Below are 17426 nucleotides of genomic sequence, written 5' to 3' on the forward strand. Positions count from 1 at the left end.
TAACGGCGGAACGCCGACATAATCAATCGATTGATCATTTCGTGCGCTACGGTGGCGCCCAGGAGGTGACCGGCCAATCCCATGCCACTACTGAGCGCCCTGCGGCTGAACATGACGAACGTCCCCGGTGCCGGAAATGCCGAGCGGTACCGGGCGGCGTTGGAGATGGCGTCCTACGCCGACACCAACGGAGTCACCGCGGTCGGCTGCGAAGAACATCATCTTGCGGCCACCGGCTGGCTTCCCGCCCCGCTGTTGATGGCCGCCGCCGTCGCCGGATGCACCACCAACATTCGCATCAGCATCAACGCGCTGCTGATACCGCTCTACGACCCGGTGCGCCTCGCCGAGGACATCGCGGTGCTCGACCAGCTGTCCGCCGGACGCGTCAGCTTCGTCGCTGGAATCGGTTACCGCCCAGAGGAATACCACGCGGTGGGCAAGGATTTCCGGCGACGGGGCCAGTTGATGGACGAATGCCTCGACGTGCTGCTCAAATCCTGGGGCGACGAGCCGTTCGAGTACCACGGCCAGCTGATCGACGTGACTCCCAAGCCGTACACCAAGCCGCATCCGGTGTTCTTCATCGGCGGGATGAGCGCCGCAGCCGCCCGCCGCGCGGCACGGTTCGGGTTGCCGTTCTCGCCGCCGATGCCCATGCCCGAGATCGAAGCGGTGTATCGAGATGAACTGGCACGCAACGGCAAGCAGGGTTTCGTGTTCAGCCCCGAGAACGGCAACACCGTGACTCATCTGACCACCGATCCCGAAGCGGCGTGGGCACGATGTGGTGAGCATTTCCTGCACGAGGCAACCGAATACAGTTCGTGGGCGGTGGCCGAGGTGCCTCGCCCCAACGAGAGTCCGACCGCCACCATCGCCGAGCTGCGCGCATCGGCGAAGATCGAGGTGCTGACTCCCGACGAGCTCGTGGCACAGTGTCACGCCGGCCGCACCGGGGTGACCCTGCACCCGCTGATCGGCGGCCTGCCGTTGGACGCGGGCTGGGAGAGCCTGCGGCTGCTGGTCGAACGGGTGCTGCCCGCACTGAAACCCTAGTTGGGACAGCCCGGCTCACCAGTTATCTCCGATACCATGGGCGCGATGGACCGTCCAGCCGAATCCAAAGTCGACGCCCGTGCGCTGAACGGAGTTTCGGAAACCGCCCTGATGACGCTGAACGGTCGGGCATATCAGGCCGCACACTCCAGCGCGATCATCGACGACCCGGAGGCTGTTCGACTCGTCGAGTCCATCGCGTTCGACTTCGACAAGTTCGGACGTCGCGGCCAGGAGATGGCGTTGCGGTCGCTGGCCGTTGATCGATGCGCGACGACGTATCTGCGTGAGCACCCCGCCGCGACGGTTGTCGCACTTGCCGAAGGCTTCCAAACCAGCTTTTGGCGCCTGAACGCCGCCATACCCGATCCGCGATTCAATTGGGTATCCGTGGATTTGGAGCCGGTGATGCGGCTTCGCGAACGATTGCTGCCGACGTCACCGCGCATCACCAACCTGGCGCAGTCGGCATTGGACTACAGCTGGATGACACAGGTCGATTCCAGCGCCGGCGTCTTCATCACAGCCGAGGGCCTGCTGATGTATCTGCAGCCGCGCGAGGCGATGGACCTCATCGCGGCGTGCGCCGATCTTTTCCCCGGCGGTCAGATGTTCTTCGACGTCCCACCGACCCTGGTCAAGAAAGTGGCTCCGCGCGGGATGCGGTCGTCCAGGCACTATCGCGTGCCCCCGATGCCGTTCAGCCTCTCGGCGCGTCGGCTCGCCGAGCTGACCCACACGGTGCCCGGCGTCAGCGCGGTGCACGATGTGGCGATACCGAAGGGACGTGGCCTGTTCTTCGGGACGGTGTTCCCGGCTTTCTGGCAGTGGGGGCCCACGAAGAATCTCCGGGGCGCCTACACGCTGCTTGAGTTCGCCTGAGAACTCGATGCGGGTCAGGCGGCGGTGATCTCCAGGCCGATGTGCACCTTGTCGATTCCGCCGCGCACCAGCGAGTGCGGAACGAACCACCAGGCGTGCCACCAGTACCGCTTGATGACGGCGTCATAGACCCGCCGGGTCTCGGACTTGGGCAGCACCCGGGCCACCGCCTCAACGGGATCACCTTTGGGCTTGCCCAAGACGCCACACTTTTGGATGGTGACCCGCGGAGTGTTCTTGATCCGCTTGGTCTTCCACGACCCGTCGTCGGTGATGACCAAGAGCCGGTCCCCGACGGGGGCGCCCCACACCGGGGTCGGTTTGGGCTTGCCGTCCTTGGTGAACGTCGTCAGCAGCAGGTACTTTTCCCGGTACACATCGGAGAATGCCGGTGTCGTCATCATTCGATTCTGGCAGTTTTCAGCGGATCGTTGGGGCGCACGCCGCGATAGATGCCCCGCCGGACGATCCAGGGAAGCAGCACGCGGTCGATCGACCAGGCCGGGAACCGGAACGCGTGCCCGGACGGCGCGAACACCTCCAGGCCCTCGGGCCCCGGCCCCAGCACCGAACCCCAACGCCTGGTAGGTGGCCGGTAGTGCCGCAGCGGCCTGCCGGTGAGGGCGGCCCGCACATTGTTGGCCAGTAGGCCGTCCGCCCGGTTGCGGGCCGAGCTGCGCAGCGGGTCGGTCGCCGCGACGTCGCCGACCGCGAACACTGTCGAATGTCCGGGCACCCGCAGGTCGGGCATCACCCGGACGAAACCGGCCTCGTCGAGCAGCTCCGCCGGCAACCAGTCGGTGTTCGGTCGCACCCGTCCGATCGCCCACAGCACGGCATCAGCCGATGCCGGGTCCTGACCGGTGCTGAAATGAACCGGGTCAGCGGTGATGCGGTCGCAGCCGAACCCCTCGGGCACCAGCGCGCGGTGTTCGGCATGCAGCGCCACACCGGCGTCGGACAACCTGCGTTCGACGGTGCTCCAGACCCGCGGGTGGTGCTCACGCAGGGGGCGCTGCCCCGGGAAATACAGGGCGACCCGCTTGGCCGGCCAGGTGCGGGCGATGTTGGCGGCGCTGCTGACCGCCGCGGCACCGCCGCCCACGATGATGACCGATTCAGCGGTGGCCAGTCGGCTGTGCGCCTCGGTCAGCTCCGCGGCGACATCGCCGGCCGACTGCGTCGTGGGCTGACGCCAGAAGCCGTTGCTGACTCCGGTCGAGATGATCAGGGCGTCATAGGGCTCTTCGCGGCTGACACCGTCGGCACACGCGACGGTCAGAGTCCTGGCGCCGAGATCGGCGCCGGACACCGCACCGTGCACGGTGCGCACCGCATCCAGGCGGGGCAACCGGTCGAACGGCAACCAGTAGTCCCGCGCCCACTGGTGCGGGCGGGACAGCCGCAGACCGAGCTCTTGGCCACTCACCAGGGCGGGCTTGACCGAAATGCCCACCACGTCGGCGTGCTTGGCCAGCCGGATCGCGGTGAGAACGCCGCTGTCGCCCAGCCCTGCTATGACTACCCGCGGTCGCGTCACCGGCACGACTCAGCTCTGGGAGGCCTTCTTACGTTCGATGTCGGCCAATGCGGCGGCCAGCTCGGCCCGCTCGGCGGCCGAGGTTTCCCAGGCCAGTTTGCGGTTCTTGACCACCTTGGCCGGTGCCCCCACCGCGATCGAGTAGTCGGGGATGACGCCCTTGACCACCGCGTGGGCGCCCAAGACGCAACCGCGGCCGACGCTGGTGTCGCGCAGGATGGTGACTTTCGCCGCGATCCAGGTGTCCGGACCGATCCGCACCGGGCTCTTGATGATGCCCTGGTCCTTGATCGGCACGTTGATGTCATCCATCTTGTGGTCGAAGTCGCAGACGTAGCACCAGTCGGCCATCAGCACCGAGTCCCCCAGCTCGATGTCGAGATAGGTGTTGATGACGTTGTCGCGTCCCAACACCACTTTGTCGCCGAATCGCAGCGAGCCCTCGTGGGCCCGGATGGTGTTCTTGTCGCCGATGTGCACCCAGCGGCCGATCTCCATGTGCGACATCTCCGGGGTGGCCTGGATCTCCACACCCTTGCCCAGGAACACCATGCCGCGGGTGATGATGTGCGGGTTGGCCAGCTTGAACTTCAGCAGCCGCCAATAGCGGACCAGGTACCACGGTGTGTAGGCCCGGTTGGCCAGCACCCAGCGCAGCGAGGCCAGCGTGAGGAACTTGGCCTGGCGCGGGTCCCGCAGCCGCGAACCCCGCCAGCGTTTGTGGATTGGAGCACCCCACATCGTCGTCATGGCCGGAAAGCCTACGCGAGCGCGATCTACCCACGCGCTACCCTCACCTGGACTCGTTCACACGCCCGGCCGAGGATTGGGGATTGCCACTGTGTTGCGGCGACGTGGTGTCCTGGCCGGAATCTCAATGATGGCGCTGGCGGGGCTTCTTGGCGGCTGCTCCAACACCGATTCGTGGGTGGATGCCGCGCCCGCGCCGGGCTGGCCCGCCCAGTACGCGGACGCCGCCAACAGCAGTCACACCGCGACCGCGGGAGCCGCCGACCTGCAACTGGATTGGATCCGCTCGGTCAAGGGTGAGCTGGGAGCCCAGCCCGCGCTGGGCGTCCACGGCTGGATGATGCTCAACGCCCAGACCGAATCGGGTTGCTCGCTGATGCAGTGGGAGAACGCCGACCGCGGCCGGCAACGCTGGTGCACACGGCTGCATCAGGGCGGTGGGTTCTTCAGCCCGCTCATCGACGGCTTCGACAACGTCTATGTCGGACAGCCGGGCGCCATGCTGTCGTTCCCGCCCACCCAGTGGATCCGCTGGCGCGCACCGGTGATCGGAATGCCCTCAACGCCGCGGATCCTCGGCGACGGCCAGCTGCTGGTCGTGACCCATCTGGGCCAGGTACTGGTTTTCGATGCGCACCGCGGCGCCGTCGTCGGCACCCCGCTGGACCTGGTGGACGGTGTCGACCCGACCGACTTCCGGCGCGGCTTGTCCGACTGCGCGGGCGCCCGGCCGGACTGCCCGGTCGCCGCCGCACCGGCCTTCTCGCCGGAGAGCGATATCGCGGTGGTGAGCCTGTGGCAGCCGGGCGCCAAGGAGTCCGGCTTGGTGGGCCTCAAATACCACGCGGGCGGCGTCCCGCTGCTCACCCAGGAGTGGAGCAGCGACGCCGTCGCGGCCGGGGTCTTGGCGAGCCCCGTGCTGTCCGCCGACGGTGAGACGGTCTACGTCAACGGGCGTGACCAACGCCTGTGGGCGATCAATGCCGCCGACGGCAAGGCGAAATGGTCAGTGCCGCTGAAGTTCCTGGCCCAAACACCACCGGCGGTGACGCCCGGCGGATTGATCGTCTCGGGCGGTGGCCCCGACACCGAACTGGTCGCCTACACCGACCGCGGTGACTACGCCGAGCAGGTGTGGCGCCGCGAGGACACCGTGCCGCTGTCCTCGTCGAGCCTGGCCGGCAAGGTGGGCTACACCGTGGTCGCGGGCACCAGCCTCGGCCCGGCAGGTTTGTCGCTGCTGGTGTTTGACCCGGCTGACGGCCACACCATCAACAGTTATCCGCTGCCCGAGGCACGCGGGTTTCCCGTCGGGGTGTCGGTCGGCAATGACCGGCGGGTGGCGGTGGCCACCAGCGCCGGTCAGGTGTTCAGCTTCGCCCCCGCGTAATCGCGACTACTTCCCCCAGCGCGATCGCCTAGACGGCCAGCGCCGGGAGTGCCGTGCGCGGCACTTTCACCGAGGTGGCGCCGGAGCTCATCGGCAGCAGTTCGCCGGGTGCGAAATAGAAGATCACCTCGTCGTTGGTGATGGCGAAGTTCTGGTAGTGCGCCGGGTCCATTCCCGAACCCGACGAGATCAGGATGGCCGGCACTCCGGTCTGACGCTCGAGGTCGCGCTGCACGACCGGAAAGATCACTTCCAGCGGCTTGCTGCCCTGCGCGAACAGGGTCTCGAACGTGATCGGTTTGCGGGTCGCCAGGTCGTAGTTGAACGACTGGTACCAGGTGGAGGGCTGCGGGCCGCCGAGGTCTTGGAAGATCTTCAGCACGACGCTCTGGGTGCCCTTGGGGGCTTGACCCGAGCGGTGCTGCTCAGAGGTGGCATCCATTTCGTACGGCATATCCCGCGACCCGGGTGATTTGGCCACGGTCAAGAACCCGTCGCGGTTCTGCACCAGGTAGTCGGTCAGGGTCTGCTGGTCGGGGTAGTCGACCGGAAACCGCATATCCAGGGTGTAGTTGGCATTGGACGAGTGGACGTGGCATTGCCCGGATTCGAGCGTGCCGCCCAGTTCGGCACAGGGCGACACCGCGCCCGCCGAGGGCACACCCGTCATGCCCAGCCAACTGCCCACCGCACCGCCCGCCACCAGGGCGGCCACCAGAATGCGCATTGTCGGTTTGTCTCGCTTTGTCTCGCCTTGCCGCAGCAAGCAGGAATGGCCCGAAGACGACAGCCTACCGGGCGCCTTAGCGCGACGGACGGCAGACGAACGCAATGGCCCGCGCCGCTGCCCCCGTCCCGATGCGGGTGATCACGACCGACAGGGCCTGCGCCCCGCGCAGCCGCAACCGGCGACGCAACGCGTCCGCGTCGGCCTGCACGTCGCGTACGCCGCGCACCAGGATTTCCAGGGCGCCGCAGTCGCGTGCCGTCAGCACCTGGCGAAGGCGTTTCTCGCTGTAGGCCAGCGTCTCGAGCACCTCGAATCCGCGTACACCGTCCGGCAACTCGTCACCGGAGAGATAGGCGATGTCGGGATCGAGCTGCCACAGCCCATGCCGGGCGCCGTACTGGCGGACCAGACCGGCCCGCACCACCGCACCGTCGGGGTCGATGAGCCAGCGCCCCGCGGGACGCACGTCGCAGTCGGGCGGGTCGGCGTCGGTGATCTGCTCGTCGCGGTCCAGGATCACAGCCCGGCGGCGCACCCCGGTTTCGGCCAGGCCGGGCGACCACAGGCAGGCCTCCCGCACCGAGGCACGCCACGAGGTGACTTCGATCTCTCCCTGAAATCCGAGGTCCCCCACCTTGTCGAAATCGATTCCGGGAGCGACCTTTACCACCATGTCGCGGTTGCGGTAGACATCCAGCAACCGATCCAGTGCGGGCTGATAGTCGGTCGGGTCGAAACGACGCCGCCCGCCGCCGCGCCGGCCAGGGTCGGCCAACACCACCGTGCCGCGGCTGACGGGCACCAGCGCATCGGCTCGAACAATGCAGTCGACGCCCACGTTGTGGCGCGCCATCGCCAGTCGTACCGAGTCGAGATCACTGCCCAGCAGCCGATCCGCCGGGAGACCGGCCGCCAGGAAGGCGGCCAGCTCGGTGCCGACCGAGCAGGTCACGTCGTGCACGACGGCACCTGGTGCCGTGGCGGCGAGGCGGTGGGCCCGGTGCCGTGCCACCGGGGCGGCACTGGCCTGTTGCAGGGCCTCGTCGGTGAACAGCCACCGCGATGTCTCGGGCAGCTCAGCGAGTTTGGCGGCGGCACGCCGGCGCAGCAGCACGGTCTCCACTAACGCGGGTGCCCGGGTGCCGAAGCGGCCGCGCAGGGCGGTGATGTCGGCGATCCGGCTGGCGTCGGTGAGCGCGAAGCCGCCAACCTCGGCCAGGGCGGCCACCCCGACCGGCGAGCTCAGATAGCCGACGTCGTCGACTTCAAATCTGAAGCCGGCAGTCAGGACGGTTTAACCCCGGTGATCATCAGGTTGTAGAACCAGCCCTTGGGCACCACCCGGCGCCAGATGTTGGAGTCCACCCAGCTCAAGGCCGTCCAGCTGCCGAAGGCGAACCGCGCCCAGCCCCAGCCGAGCTTGCCCGGCGGGACCGTCGACTCGAAGGTCCGGACCGGCCAGCCCAGCATGGCGGCGGTGAACTCTTCGCTGGCGGTCTGCACGTCGACCGCGCCGGCGTTGCTCGCCATCCGCTCCAGGTCGCGCGGCTCGAAGGTGTGCAGGTCCACGATCCACTCAAGGGCGGCGGCGCGCGAGTTCTCGTCGAGCTCTTCCTGCGGTCGGCGCCAGGAACCCATTCCGGGCAACTTCATCGCGGCGACCGTGGTCTTCCAGGTCAGGTCGGCCAGCCGGCGGGCATAGAAGTTGCCGACCGTGGTGGGCTCGCCGGCGAAGATGAATCGCCCACCGGGCTTGAGCACCCGGACCACCTCGCGCAACGACAGTTCGACGTCCGGGATGTGGTGCAGGACCGCATGGCCGACCACCAGGTCGAAGGTGTTGTCCTCGTACGGGATGCCCTCGGCGTCGGCGACCCTCCCGTCGACGTCCAGGCCCAGGGACTGACCGTTGCGGGTGGCGACCTTGACCATGCCCGGCGACAGGTCGGTGACCGAGCCGCGCCGCGCTACGCCGGACTGCATCAGGTTGAGCAGGAAGAATCCCGTGCCGCAGCCCAGTTCCAGCGCCCGGTCGTAGAGCGGCGCTTCCCCGGTGCGCTCGGCGGCCGGCACGATCGCATCGAAGCGGCCGCGGGCGTAGTCAATACAGCGCTCGTCGTAGGAGATCGACCACTTCTCGTCGTACTGCTCGGCCTCCCAGTCGTGGTAGAGCACCTGAGCGAGCTTGCTGTCGTGCCGGGCGGCCTCCACCTGCTCAGCGGTGGCGTGCGGGTTCGGCGTCGGGTCCGTGCTCGTCATAGTGAGCCAGCCTAACGGCTGGCCCCGCCCCGGGTCAGATCGCTCCCACCAAACCGTCGGCCACCGAGTCGGCGGCTGAGCCGGTGCTGTCGCCCAGGGCGCCGGTGATGGTGTCGATCACCGCTTGCGGGAACGCGGTGAATGCCGCGAGCACGTCGTTGAAGCCGGTCTGCAGCGCAGCGGCGATATCGGCGGAATCGCCGCCTTGAATGGCCTCCCAGACGTTCCAGGCGGCCACCTGCGGCGCGACGATCAGGTCTCGGACGTCGACGAACAAGCCGGTGAAAAGATCCGGGGTCTGCGGGACTGGCGTCCCGTCCCAGCTGACCATCGTCCAGCCGTCGGTGGGGCTGCCCTGCAGGATGGCTTGGCCGGCATTGGGTGGTGGCCCCAGCGTCTCGAGCAACTGCTGCAGAAGCAGCAAGATGGGCGGGTTCTGCACGTTCATCAACGTCCAGATGGCGATCACTCCGCCGCTGGTGTACGCCACGTCGGCCAGTGGGCCGTCGCCGGCGATGGTGTTGTTGTAGATGGTGTCGATGGCGCCGCCGACCTGTTCGTCGAACTGCACGCCGTTGATGCCGCCGAACTCTGGCACCAGTACGAAGCCGAGGACCCACGCTGCCATCGGCGCGAAGTAGCCGATCTCGGTCATCAGGTCGCGTGGTTGGCCTTCGAAGATGCCGGCGCCCACCTCGTTGAGCCCGGCGAGGATCTGCACGTCCATCATCAATGCCTGGGCCAGCGGATCTGCTGTCTCCTGGGTCCGGATCAGCTCGGAGGCATAGATTCCGGAAATGCCGTTCGGGAACTCGCCCGCAATGGCCTGGGCGACGGCGTTGGCCTGCTGTACCCCCGCCTCGGTGAGTGGAGCACCCGGTGGCAGGGTGCCGAGGATGTTGTTCAGGTCGTCGGTCGATTGGCCGTGCCGCACCAAATCGAGCGTGATCTGCTCGGCATCCGCGGTGAGCTGGATATCGACCACAAGCGCTGCGGCGGGCGGGGGTAGCACCGGAGTGACGGTGGCGACCCCGAGCCCGACCAGCGTGATGCCGGCGGTTATCCACGTACGGTTGACGACTCGCTGCATGTCCATCCCCCCAGATGGGACGCGGTGTGACCGATATCACATCGTACCCAGGCGGCAGAGGGCTGGGCAATACCCGGCCCTCAGCGGATCGCGGGGTCGCCTTCAGGGACAGCGAAGCCGGGTGCGGCGAGTTGCTGCCGCACCCGGCTTCGGTACTGCTGCGGCTTAGATCGCCAGGGCCGCCAGCAGGTCACCCATGGCATCGGCGGAGCCGCTGCCCGCGGCATCGCCCAGGGAACCGGTGATGGTGTCGATCACGGCTTGCGGGAACTCCACGAGCGCCGAGAACACGTCGCTGAAGCCGGTCTGCAACGCAGCCAAGATCTCGGAGGGGTCGCCACCCAGAATGGCCTCCCAGACGTGCCAGCCGGCCATCTGCGGCGCGACGATCAGGTCACGGAAGTCGACGAACAGCCCGGTGAGCAGGCCCGGGTTCTCCGCGACCTCGGTGCCGTTCCAGCTGACCAGCGTCCAGCCGTCGGTGGGGTTGCCCTCGACCACGACCTGGCCGGTGTTGGGGAGCCCGCGGTCGCCGGCCAGCGTCTCCAAGAACAGCCCCCAATCGGGGTTCTTGACGTTCATCATCGTCCACGCCATGATCGCCGCGCCGTGCGAGAACGCCACGTCGGTCCCGGTGCTGTCAGGGTCTGCCGTACTGGTGTCGTAGATCGTCTGAATCGCGCCACTGTAGTTGTCCTGGAACGCCATCCCGTTGGGGTTGACGTCCGAGCCCAGCATCGGCACCCAGTAAGCCCCGGTCATCCACGCAATGGTGGGCAGGAGATAGAGCAGGCCGCCGATGGTGCCGCTCTGCCCCTCCAGCCACCCGGCATTGATCTCGCCGAGCCCGGACAGGATCTGGCTCGGGTCGAGCAGCGGGGTCGGACCTCCCGGGATCTCGTCGTAGTTGCTGTTGCCCAGCAGCAACTGCGCCAGCGGCCACGCCGTCTGCTGAGCCCGCAGGAAGTCCGAGGCCCAGACCCGCGCGATGTCGTTGTCGCCGCCGTTGAAGAGGCTGTTCCCGACATCGATGGCCTGTTGCTCACCCAAGTCGGTGAGCGGAGCACCCGGCGGCGTCGTCCCGACGTAGTCGGTCACGTTCTCCGTCGATTGCCCGTGCCGGACCAGATCCAGCACGATGTCCGCTGCGGTCAGCTGGATGCTGGACACAGCGACGGTGGGCAAAGGTGCGGCTATCGGAGCCACCGGGGCGACAGCCACGAGGCCGGCGCCGACAAGGGCGACCCCGGCGGTGATCCACGGGCGGGTGTGGTGCATGACCTTCTCCTTCAGCGAGTCGATAGCTTCCGTTACGCTCCGACGCGTAGCGCAATACTTCGCTGAAGGTAATCCCGTGGTTTTCCTATGTCAATGCTTAATCCGCCAAAGTCCGGCGCGGCGCGTTAGCCGCCCAGCGCGCCGGTGATGGTATCGAGCACAGCCTGCGGGAACGCGGTGATGGCCCCGAGCACCTGGTCGAACCCGGTCTGCACGGCGGCAGCGATTTCGGCCTGATCCCCGCCCTGCAACGCCTCCAGGATGTGCCAGGTCGCGATCTGCGGCGCAACGTTCAGCTCCCGCCAGTCGATGAACAGCCCGGTGAACAGATCCGGGGTCTGCGACACCTCGTGCCCACCCCAGCTGACCAGCGTCCAGCCGTCGGTGGGGTTGCCCTCGATCACCACCTGGCCGGTGTTGGCCAGCGGACTGTGGGTGTCGAGCAGTTCGCTGAGGACCAGCCCGAAATCCGGGTTCTTGACGTTCATCAACGTCCAGATCGAGATCGTTCCGGCGTGGGCGAACACCGCGTCATTCAGCGGGTTCGCCGGGTCGGAGACAGTGTTGTTGTAGATGGCGTCGATCGCTTCAGTGACGCGATCGTTGAACGCCACCCCGTTGGGGTCGATCGTGGACCCCAGCATCGGCACCCAGTACTGACCCAAGGCCCACATGAAAGTCGGCAGGGCGTAGGCGATCTCGGTGAGGATGTTGAGATCGTGCCCTTCGAACCATCCCGCGTTGATCTCGTTGAGCCCGGCGAGGACCATGACGTCCATCCCCAACAGATCAGCCAGCGGCTGCGCGGTGTCCTGCGCACGAATGAACTCCGACGCATAGATGCCGGCGAGCCCGCCCGGGTATGCGGCATCGATCAGCGGCGCCACGTCCTCCGCCTGCTGCTGCCCGAGTTCGGTGAGCGGAGCGCCCGGCGGAAGGGTGCCCAAGATGTCCTCGGCGTTGTCCACCGACTGGCCGTGGCGCACCAGGTCGAGCGTGATGTCCTGCGCGGCCAGCAGGATGTCGACCGCGACGGCACCGGCCTGCGGCACCACGACCGGGCCGGACGCAACGGCGCCCGCGCCCAGCAGGGCGATGGCCGCGGTGGTCCAGGGGCGGATGGCAGGTGATTGCATGATGGGTTCCTAACGCCGGCATCGTGGCGGCCTTCGCCGCTGACTGGACGTTAGCTGATAAAAACGTGAAAAGAAACCGTCACTGCCCCAAGTCGTTCTGGCGTGGTGGCTAAGGGCCGTCCCCGGCGGGGCCGATACCGGCGGCGAACAGCTCGCCGTAACGACGTTGGTCCGCGCCGGCCCGATCGGCCGGACGTTCGGTTTCGATCGAGTCGATCGAGGCCTTGGCCGCGGCCAGCGCCTGCGCCTGGGTGCCGACGAAGCGCCGAGCCCAGGCGATCGCGGCATCGTAGACGCCGTCGGGGGCGACCATGTCGTCGACCAGACCCAGGGCCAGCGCCTCTTCGGCATCGAAGAACCGGCCGCTGAAGGCCAATTCCTTGGCTCGGCTCGCACCGATGGTGCGAGCCAGGCGAGCCAGTCCGCCACCGTCGGGAGCGAGGCCGGCCAGGATCTCGGTCGCCCCGAACTTGACGTTGTCGCCGCTGATTCGCCAGTCCGCGGCAAGCGCCAGCGCCAAACCACTGCCCAGCGCGTAACCGGTGATCGCCGCCACGGTCGGCTTCCCGATTGCCGCCACCGCCTGCACGGCATCGTGACGCACGCGGGCGAACACCTGCGCCTCTGCCGCGATCAGCGTGCGCAGTTCCGGCACATCGTCACCGGCGCAAAAGATCTCGTGGCCCCCGTACAACACCACGGATGCGACGTCGTCGCGCGCCGACACCTGGGCCGCGGCCGCGGTGATCTCCCGGTAGACCTGCCGGGTCATGGCATTGGTCGGTGCCCGTGAGACCACCAGGGTGGCCACCCCGGGTTCCTCGCCCGAGGTGTGCATCGTGACGAATTCGCTCATCCCGGCCAACGCTTCCCACGCGCGGCGTTGTACCGGTCGGAATTGAAGAACTCGATCTCCCAGTTGTCACCGCGGCGAGCCAGGTCCGGCTGCACCACCACGATCTGCCGTTCCACCGCCATGACGGCTTCGATGCTGCGCCCGATGAGTGAATCCAGCTGTGTCCAGGTCGGCGGCAGCAAGAAGCTGTTCCCGGCCGCGAAGTCGTCGATAGCGGCTTCGGGGGTGAGCCAGCCGGCGCGGTCGGATTCGGTGTTCTCGCCATCCGCCCGCTGCCCGACCGGCAGCGCACCCACGAAAAAGTAGGTGTCGTAGCGACGGGTGCGCTCGGCTTCCGGAGTCACCCAGTTCGCCCAGGGCCGCAGCAGCTCGGCATGCATCACCAGATTCTCGGTGCGCAGAAAGTCGGCGAACGACAGCTCGCCGGCGTTCAGCGCTCGCCGGGATTCGGCGTACACCGAAGCATCGGAGACAACCCGGTCGGGATCATCGGCAGGGCCGGCGAACAGCACCCCGGATTCCTCGAAGGTCTCACGTGCGGCCGCGCACACCAGCGCCGCGGCCAGGTCGACGTCCACACCAAAACGCTGCGCCCACCACGTCGGCTCTGGCCCGTGCCAGGCGATCTCGGCGCTGCGGTCACGGTCGTCGACCCCACCGCCGGGAAACACCATCACCCCGGCAGCGAACTCCATCGCAGCGTGGCGGCGCATCAGGAACACGTCGAGACCCGCCCCGCCGGGGGCGTCCTGGCGTACCAACATCACCGTCGCGGCCGGTCGCGTCGGCAACGGTGGTGGCTGGGGTTCGTTCATGCGCGCCTCCGGTGGGCTGCTCGGCTTCGGGTCCGGCGCGCGAAGTAGCGCCCGTCGATGACATCCAGGGAGATCGACTGGCCGAACGTGGCCGACAGGTTCTCGGCCGTGAGCACGTCCTCGAGCAGACCGGCGGCCACGGCGCGGCCCTCGGCCAGCAGTAGGCAGTGGCTGAAGCCGATCGGGATTTCCTCGACGTGGTGGGTGACCAGCACGATCGCCGGGGCGTCGGGGTCAGCGGCCAGGTCCCCCAGGCGCGCCACCAGCTCCTCACGCCCACCCAAGTCCAGGCCGGCCGCCGGCTCATCGAGCAGTAGCAGCTCCGGATCGGTCATCAGGGCCCGGGCGATCAGCACCCGCTTGCGCTCGCCTTCGGACAACGTCCCGTAGGTGCGGTCGGCCAGATGTTCGGCGCCCAGGCTCTCCAACAGGTCGACCGCCCGCTCGTGGTCGACGGCGTCGTAGCGCTCCCGCCACCGTCCCAGCACCGCGTAGCCGGCCGAGATGACCAGGTCGCTGACCGTTTCCCCGCCCGGGATCCGCTGCGCCAGCGAGGAGGAGCTCAGTCCCACCCGGGCCCGCAGCTCGGTGGTGTCGACCCGGCCCAGCTGTTCGCCCAACACGTAGGCCACACCCGAGGACGGGTGTTCGGTGGCGGCGGCGATCCGCAGCAACGACGTCTTGCCCGCCCCGTTGGGCCCGATGATCACCCAGCGTTCGTCGAGTTCGACCGACCAGTCCAGCGGCCCCACCAGAGAGCGCCCGTCACGGCACAGCGAAATGCCCTCGAAGTGGATCAACAGATCCTGATCGGCCCCGGTTGCGGGAGCGGAACGTCCGGTATCGGGCACGGCCCTATCGTGCCGTATCCCGGCTCCGCGACGACCGACCGGGGTGCCGGTAGCCGGCCTACGTTCCCGGCTGATCTTCTTCGCACCGATGCGGCGTTGTGCTGTTGTAATGTTTGCCGAGGTCGGCCCACACCGGTTCTTAGGCTTTGGTTCAGGGGGCTTCGATGATTCGTCTTCCCAGTGTTCTCGCGGTCGGCCTTGTCGGTGCCGGTCTCATCGCCTCCCCCGCCGCCGCGGATCCCGTCGTCCAAGCGGTGCAGCTCGCCGACGCCGACGCGCCGCTGGGCGGCGGTACGGCTCTGATCATGGGCGGCAGCGGTATGCCCACCCCGGGGCAGACCTACGCGGACACGGTCAACGAGCTCTACCTGGCCCCGTTGGGCTTCACCGGCACCACCCAGATCATCAGCACCCCCGAGGCGCTGTACCCATTCCTCGGCCCGTTCACCGGCACCTTCGACGAGTCGGCCGCAGAGGGCAGCCAGATCCTGGAGCTCGCGATCCTGCGACAGATCGTCGGAGGGCACGTCGATGCCGAGAACCCCGTGGTGGTGTTCGGGTGGTCGCAGAGCGCGGTGATTTCGTCGTTGCTGATGCAGCAGCTCGCAGACGAGGGTGTGCCCAGCGACTACGTGCACTTCGTGCTGATCGGTGACGAGGCCCTGCCCAACGGGGGAATGCTGTCCCGCTTCGATCTGCCCGCCGGTTCCCATCAGGACATCCCGAGCCTCGGGTTGACGTTCAGTGGGCCCCAGCCCAGCGACCTCTTCCCGACCACCGTCTACACCCACGAGTACGACGGCTTTGCCGACTTCCCGCAGTATCCGCTCAACTTCTTGTCCACCCTCAACGCCGTGCTGGGCATCTTCTTCGAGCACGTGACCTACCTGGGACTGGATCCCGAGGAGATCGCGAATGCGGTGCAGCTGCCAACCTCTTCCGATGACGTCCTGACCGATTACTACATGCTGCCGGTCAGCACGCTGCCGCTGCTTGCACCGCTGCAACTGCTGCCGTTCATCGGCAACCCCCTGGTCGACCTACTGCAGCCGGCCCTGCGGGTGCTGGTGAATCTGGGCTACGGCAACATCGAGCACGGCTGGAGCCCCGGGTTCGCCGACGTACCCACGGGAATCGGCTTCCTGCCGGACCTCAGTGTCCTGCAACAGGTTCCGCAGGCCCTGTTCGACGGCGTGCAGAAGGGCATCACGGACGCCTTCAACACTTTGATAGACCCGGCCAACTACGTCTATTCGTTGCCGGACTGGGCTGAACAGCTACTCAAGACCGCGCAGGCCGTCGAAGGGGGCGATAGCTCGCTGCTGTCCTTCGTGCCCACCACCTGGCAGGACCTCTTCGAAACGTTCCCGCCGCACACCGGTTTCCCGCCGCTGGACATGCTCAGCGCAGTGTTGTTCACCCTGCCCCAGTACAACTACGACGTGTTCATGTCCGAGCTCGCCGACGGCAACCTGCTGGACGCGATCGGTATCCCGCTTGCCGCTGACATCGGACTGCTGCCGTTGATCGTGCTCGGCGCCCTGTTCTAGACCGGTGGGATTTCGACCCGGCGCAGCACACCGTCGTGTGCGTCGGCGGCCTCGATCTCAGCACGGGTGACCCCGAGCAAGAACAGCACCGTGTCCAGGTACGGGTAGCTCAACGAGGCATCGGCCACCTCGCGCAACGCAGGCTTGGCGTTGAACGCCACACCCAGGCCCGCCGTGGACAGCATGTCGATGTCATTGGCGCCGTCCCCGACCGCCACGGTCTGCTCCAGTGACACACCCACCTGGGAGGCGAACTCCCGCAACGACTCGGCCTTGCCGGCCCGGTCCACCACCGGACCGATCACCCGGCCGGTGAGTTTGCCGTCGACGATCTCGAGCTCGTTGGCCGCCACGAAGTCCAGCTGCAGCTCAGCCGCCAACGGCTCGATCACCTGCCGGAAACCCCCGGACACCACCCCGCATTTGAAGCCGAGGCGGCGAAGCGTGCGCACCGTGGTGCGAGCACCGGGAGTCAGCTCGATCTGTGCGGCGACCTCGTCGACGACGCTGGCGGGCAGACCCGCGAGGGTGGACACCCGGTGGTGCAGCGACTCGGCAAAGTCGAGTTCGCCGCGCATCGCGGCCTCGGTGATCGCGGCGACCGCGTCCCCGGCGCCGGCCCGATCGGCGAGCATCTCGATGACTTCACCCTGGATCAGGGTGGAGTCGACGTCGAAGACGATCAGGCGCTTGGTCCGGCGCGACAGGCTGGCGTCTTGGAACGCGACGTCGACCTGCTGCTCCGCGGCGACTTTGCTCAACGCGGACTGCAACTGGCCGGCGGCGCCTTCCGGCACCGAAACCCGCAGTTCCAGCCCGGTCACCGGGTAGTCCGAAACGCCGCGGATCATGTCAATGTTGGCGTCGATCTCCGCGATCTCGTGTGCCAGTGCGCCCAGTGCGGTGGCGGCCACCGGCCGTCCCAGGACCACGATCCGGTGCGTGGAGGGCGCCGCGATGATCGGCGCGTCGTCGCTGCGTTCGATCGTGACATCTAGCCCCACGCCGCGAATCGCGATGGTGACCTCATCGGCGAACGCTGTCCCGTCGGCGACCGCCGGTCCTACCGAGACCAACACACCGAGCGTGAGCCGACCGCGAACCACCACCTGCTCAACGTTGAGCAACTCCACCTGGTAGCGCGACAGCACCTCGAAGAGGGTCGACGTCACGCCGGGCTGATCGACGCCGGTGACGGTGATCAACACCGGCACCTTGGGCGTGCTCACCCGCGGCGGGC

At 67.5% G+C, this 17426-nt stretch carries 17 protein-coding genes; 4 read left to right on the forward strand and 13 right to left on the reverse strand.

Going from position 1 to position 17426, the window contains the following annotated elements; translation table 11 throughout:
• Positions 1 to 81 precede the first annotated feature (81 nt).
• Positions 82 to 1059: an LLM class flavin-dependent oxidoreductase gene (locus ACKY0W_RS14675; protein WP_409434660.1), complete on the forward strand. Its 978-nt coding sequence runs from the start codon at positions 82 to 84 to the stop codon at positions 1057 to 1059.
• Positions 1060 to 1095: 36 nt separating this feature from the next.
• The gene (locus ACKY0W_RS14680) at positions 1096 to 1941 is read left to right on the forward strand and encodes a class I SAM-dependent methyltransferase (protein ID WP_409434661.1); all 846 of its coding nucleotides are present in this window, start codon (positions 1096 to 1098) and stop codon (positions 1939 to 1941) included.
• Positions 1942 to 1955: 14 nt separating this feature from the next.
• Here the strand turns inward: ACKY0W_RS14680 and ACKY0W_RS14685 are convergent, their stop codons facing one another.
• Genes ACKY0W_RS14685 through ACKY0W_RS14695 form a run of 3 tightly spaced genes read right to left on the reverse strand, consistent with a single transcriptional unit; the run spans position 1956 to position 4231 of the window.
• Positions 1956 to 2342, reverse strand: coding sequence for a PPOX class F420-dependent oxidoreductase (locus ACKY0W_RS14685; RefSeq protein ID WP_409434662.1), 387 nt, complete (start codon positions 2340 to 2342; stop codon positions 1956 to 1958).
• Positions 2342 to 3481, reverse strand: coding sequence for an FAD-dependent oxidoreductase (locus ACKY0W_RS14690; RefSeq protein WP_409434663.1), 1140 nt, complete (start codon positions 3479 to 3481; stop codon positions 2342 to 2344). Before ACKY0W_RS14690 ends, ACKY0W_RS14685 begins: the two co-directional genes overlap by 1 nt.
• A gap of 9 nt (positions 3482 to 3490) precedes the next feature.
• Positions 3491 to 4231 (reverse strand): acyltransferase, encoded by a 741-nt coding sequence (locus ACKY0W_RS14695; RefSeq protein WP_308483749.1) that lies wholly within the window; start codon positions 4229 to 4231, stop codon positions 3491 to 3493.
• A 127-nt stretch (positions 4232 to 4358) separates the two neighbouring features.
• Between ACKY0W_RS14695 and ACKY0W_RS14700 the strand changes: the two genes are divergently transcribed.
• Positions 4359 to 5621, forward strand: coding sequence for a PQQ-binding-like beta-propeller repeat protein (locus ACKY0W_RS14700; protein ID WP_409437793.1), 1263 nt, complete (start codon positions 4359 to 4361; stop codon positions 5619 to 5621).
• Between the two features lie 28 nt (positions 5622 to 5649).
• On the opposite strand, the gene ACKY0W_RS14705 is transcribed toward ACKY0W_RS14700, so the two are convergent.
• The 9 genes from ACKY0W_RS14705 to ACKY0W_RS14745 form a co-directional block, all read right to left on the reverse strand.
• A complete protein-coding gene (locus tag ACKY0W_RS14705) occupies positions 5650 to 6348 on the reverse strand; it encodes an esterase (RefSeq protein WP_409434664.1) in 699 nt (232 codons plus the stop codon).
• Between the two features lie 76 nt (positions 6349 to 6424).
• On the reverse strand, positions 6425 to 7639 hold the full coding sequence (locus ACKY0W_RS14710) for a THUMP-like domain-containing protein (protein ID WP_409437794.1): 1215 nt from the start codon (positions 7637 to 7639) through the stop codon (positions 6425 to 6427).
• Positions 7636 to 8610 carry a class I SAM-dependent methyltransferase gene (locus tag ACKY0W_RS14715; protein ID WP_406757472.1) on the reverse strand — a complete coding sequence of 325 codons (975 nt, stop codon included), beginning with the start codon at positions 8608 to 8610 and terminating at the stop codon, positions 7636 to 7638. Before ACKY0W_RS14715 ends, ACKY0W_RS14710 begins: the two co-directional genes overlap by 4 nt.
• 34 nt (positions 8611 to 8644) lie before the next feature.
• Positions 8645 to 9706: a histidine phosphatase family protein gene (locus ACKY0W_RS14720; protein ID WP_409434665.1), complete on the reverse strand. Its 1062-nt coding sequence runs from the start codon at positions 9704 to 9706 to the stop codon at positions 8645 to 8647.
• A gap of 159 nt (positions 9707 to 9865) precedes the next feature.
• A complete protein-coding gene (locus ACKY0W_RS14725; protein WP_409434666.1) occupies positions 9866 to 10978 on the reverse strand; it encodes a histidine phosphatase family protein in 1113 nt (370 codons plus the stop codon).
• Between the two features lie 125 nt (positions 10979 to 11103).
• Positions 11104 to 12114: a histidine phosphatase family protein gene (locus tag ACKY0W_RS14730; protein ID WP_409434667.1), complete on the reverse strand. Its 1011-nt coding sequence runs from the start codon at positions 12112 to 12114 to the stop codon at positions 11104 to 11106.
• 109 nt (positions 12115 to 12223) lie between these two features.
• Positions 12224 to 12970: an enoyl-CoA hydratase gene (locus tag ACKY0W_RS14735; protein WP_409434668.1), complete on the reverse strand. Its 747-nt coding sequence runs from the start codon at positions 12968 to 12970 to the stop codon at positions 12224 to 12226.
• Positions 12967 to 13785, reverse strand: coding sequence for an NUDIX hydrolase (locus ACKY0W_RS14740; protein WP_409434669.1), 819 nt, complete (start codon positions 13783 to 13785; stop codon positions 12967 to 12969). Before ACKY0W_RS14740 ends, ACKY0W_RS14735 begins: the two co-directional genes overlap by 4 nt.
• A complete protein-coding gene (locus ACKY0W_RS14745) occupies positions 13782 to 14654 on the reverse strand; it encodes an ABC transporter ATP-binding protein (RefSeq protein WP_406757625.1) in 873 nt (290 codons plus the stop codon). The genes ACKY0W_RS14740 and ACKY0W_RS14745 overlap by 4 nt, the downstream gene beginning before the upstream one ends.
• A 146-nt stretch (positions 14655 to 14800) precedes the next feature.
• On the opposite strand from ACKY0W_RS14745, the gene ACKY0W_RS14750 reads away from it, so the two are divergent.
• Positions 14801 to 16186 carry a PE-PPE domain-containing protein gene (locus ACKY0W_RS14750; RefSeq protein WP_409434670.1) on the forward strand — a complete coding sequence of 462 codons (1386 nt, stop codon included), beginning with the start codon at positions 14801 to 14803 and terminating at the stop codon, positions 16184 to 16186.
• Here ACKY0W_RS14750 and serB read toward each other — a convergent pair.
• Positions 16183 to 17415 carry a phosphoserine phosphatase SerB gene (gene serB, locus ACKY0W_RS14755; RefSeq protein ID WP_409434671.1) on the reverse strand — a complete coding sequence of 411 codons (1233 nt, stop codon included), beginning with the start codon at positions 17413 to 17415 and terminating at the stop codon, positions 16183 to 16185. The genes ACKY0W_RS14750 and serB overlap by 4 nt on opposite strands.
• Positions 17416 to 17426 lie beyond the last annotated feature (11 nt).

It is taken from the genome of Mycobacterium sp. SMC-14, assembly GCF_046250075.1.
Lineage (GTDB): Bacteria > Actinomycetota > Actinomycetes > Mycobacteriales > Mycobacteriaceae > Mycobacterium.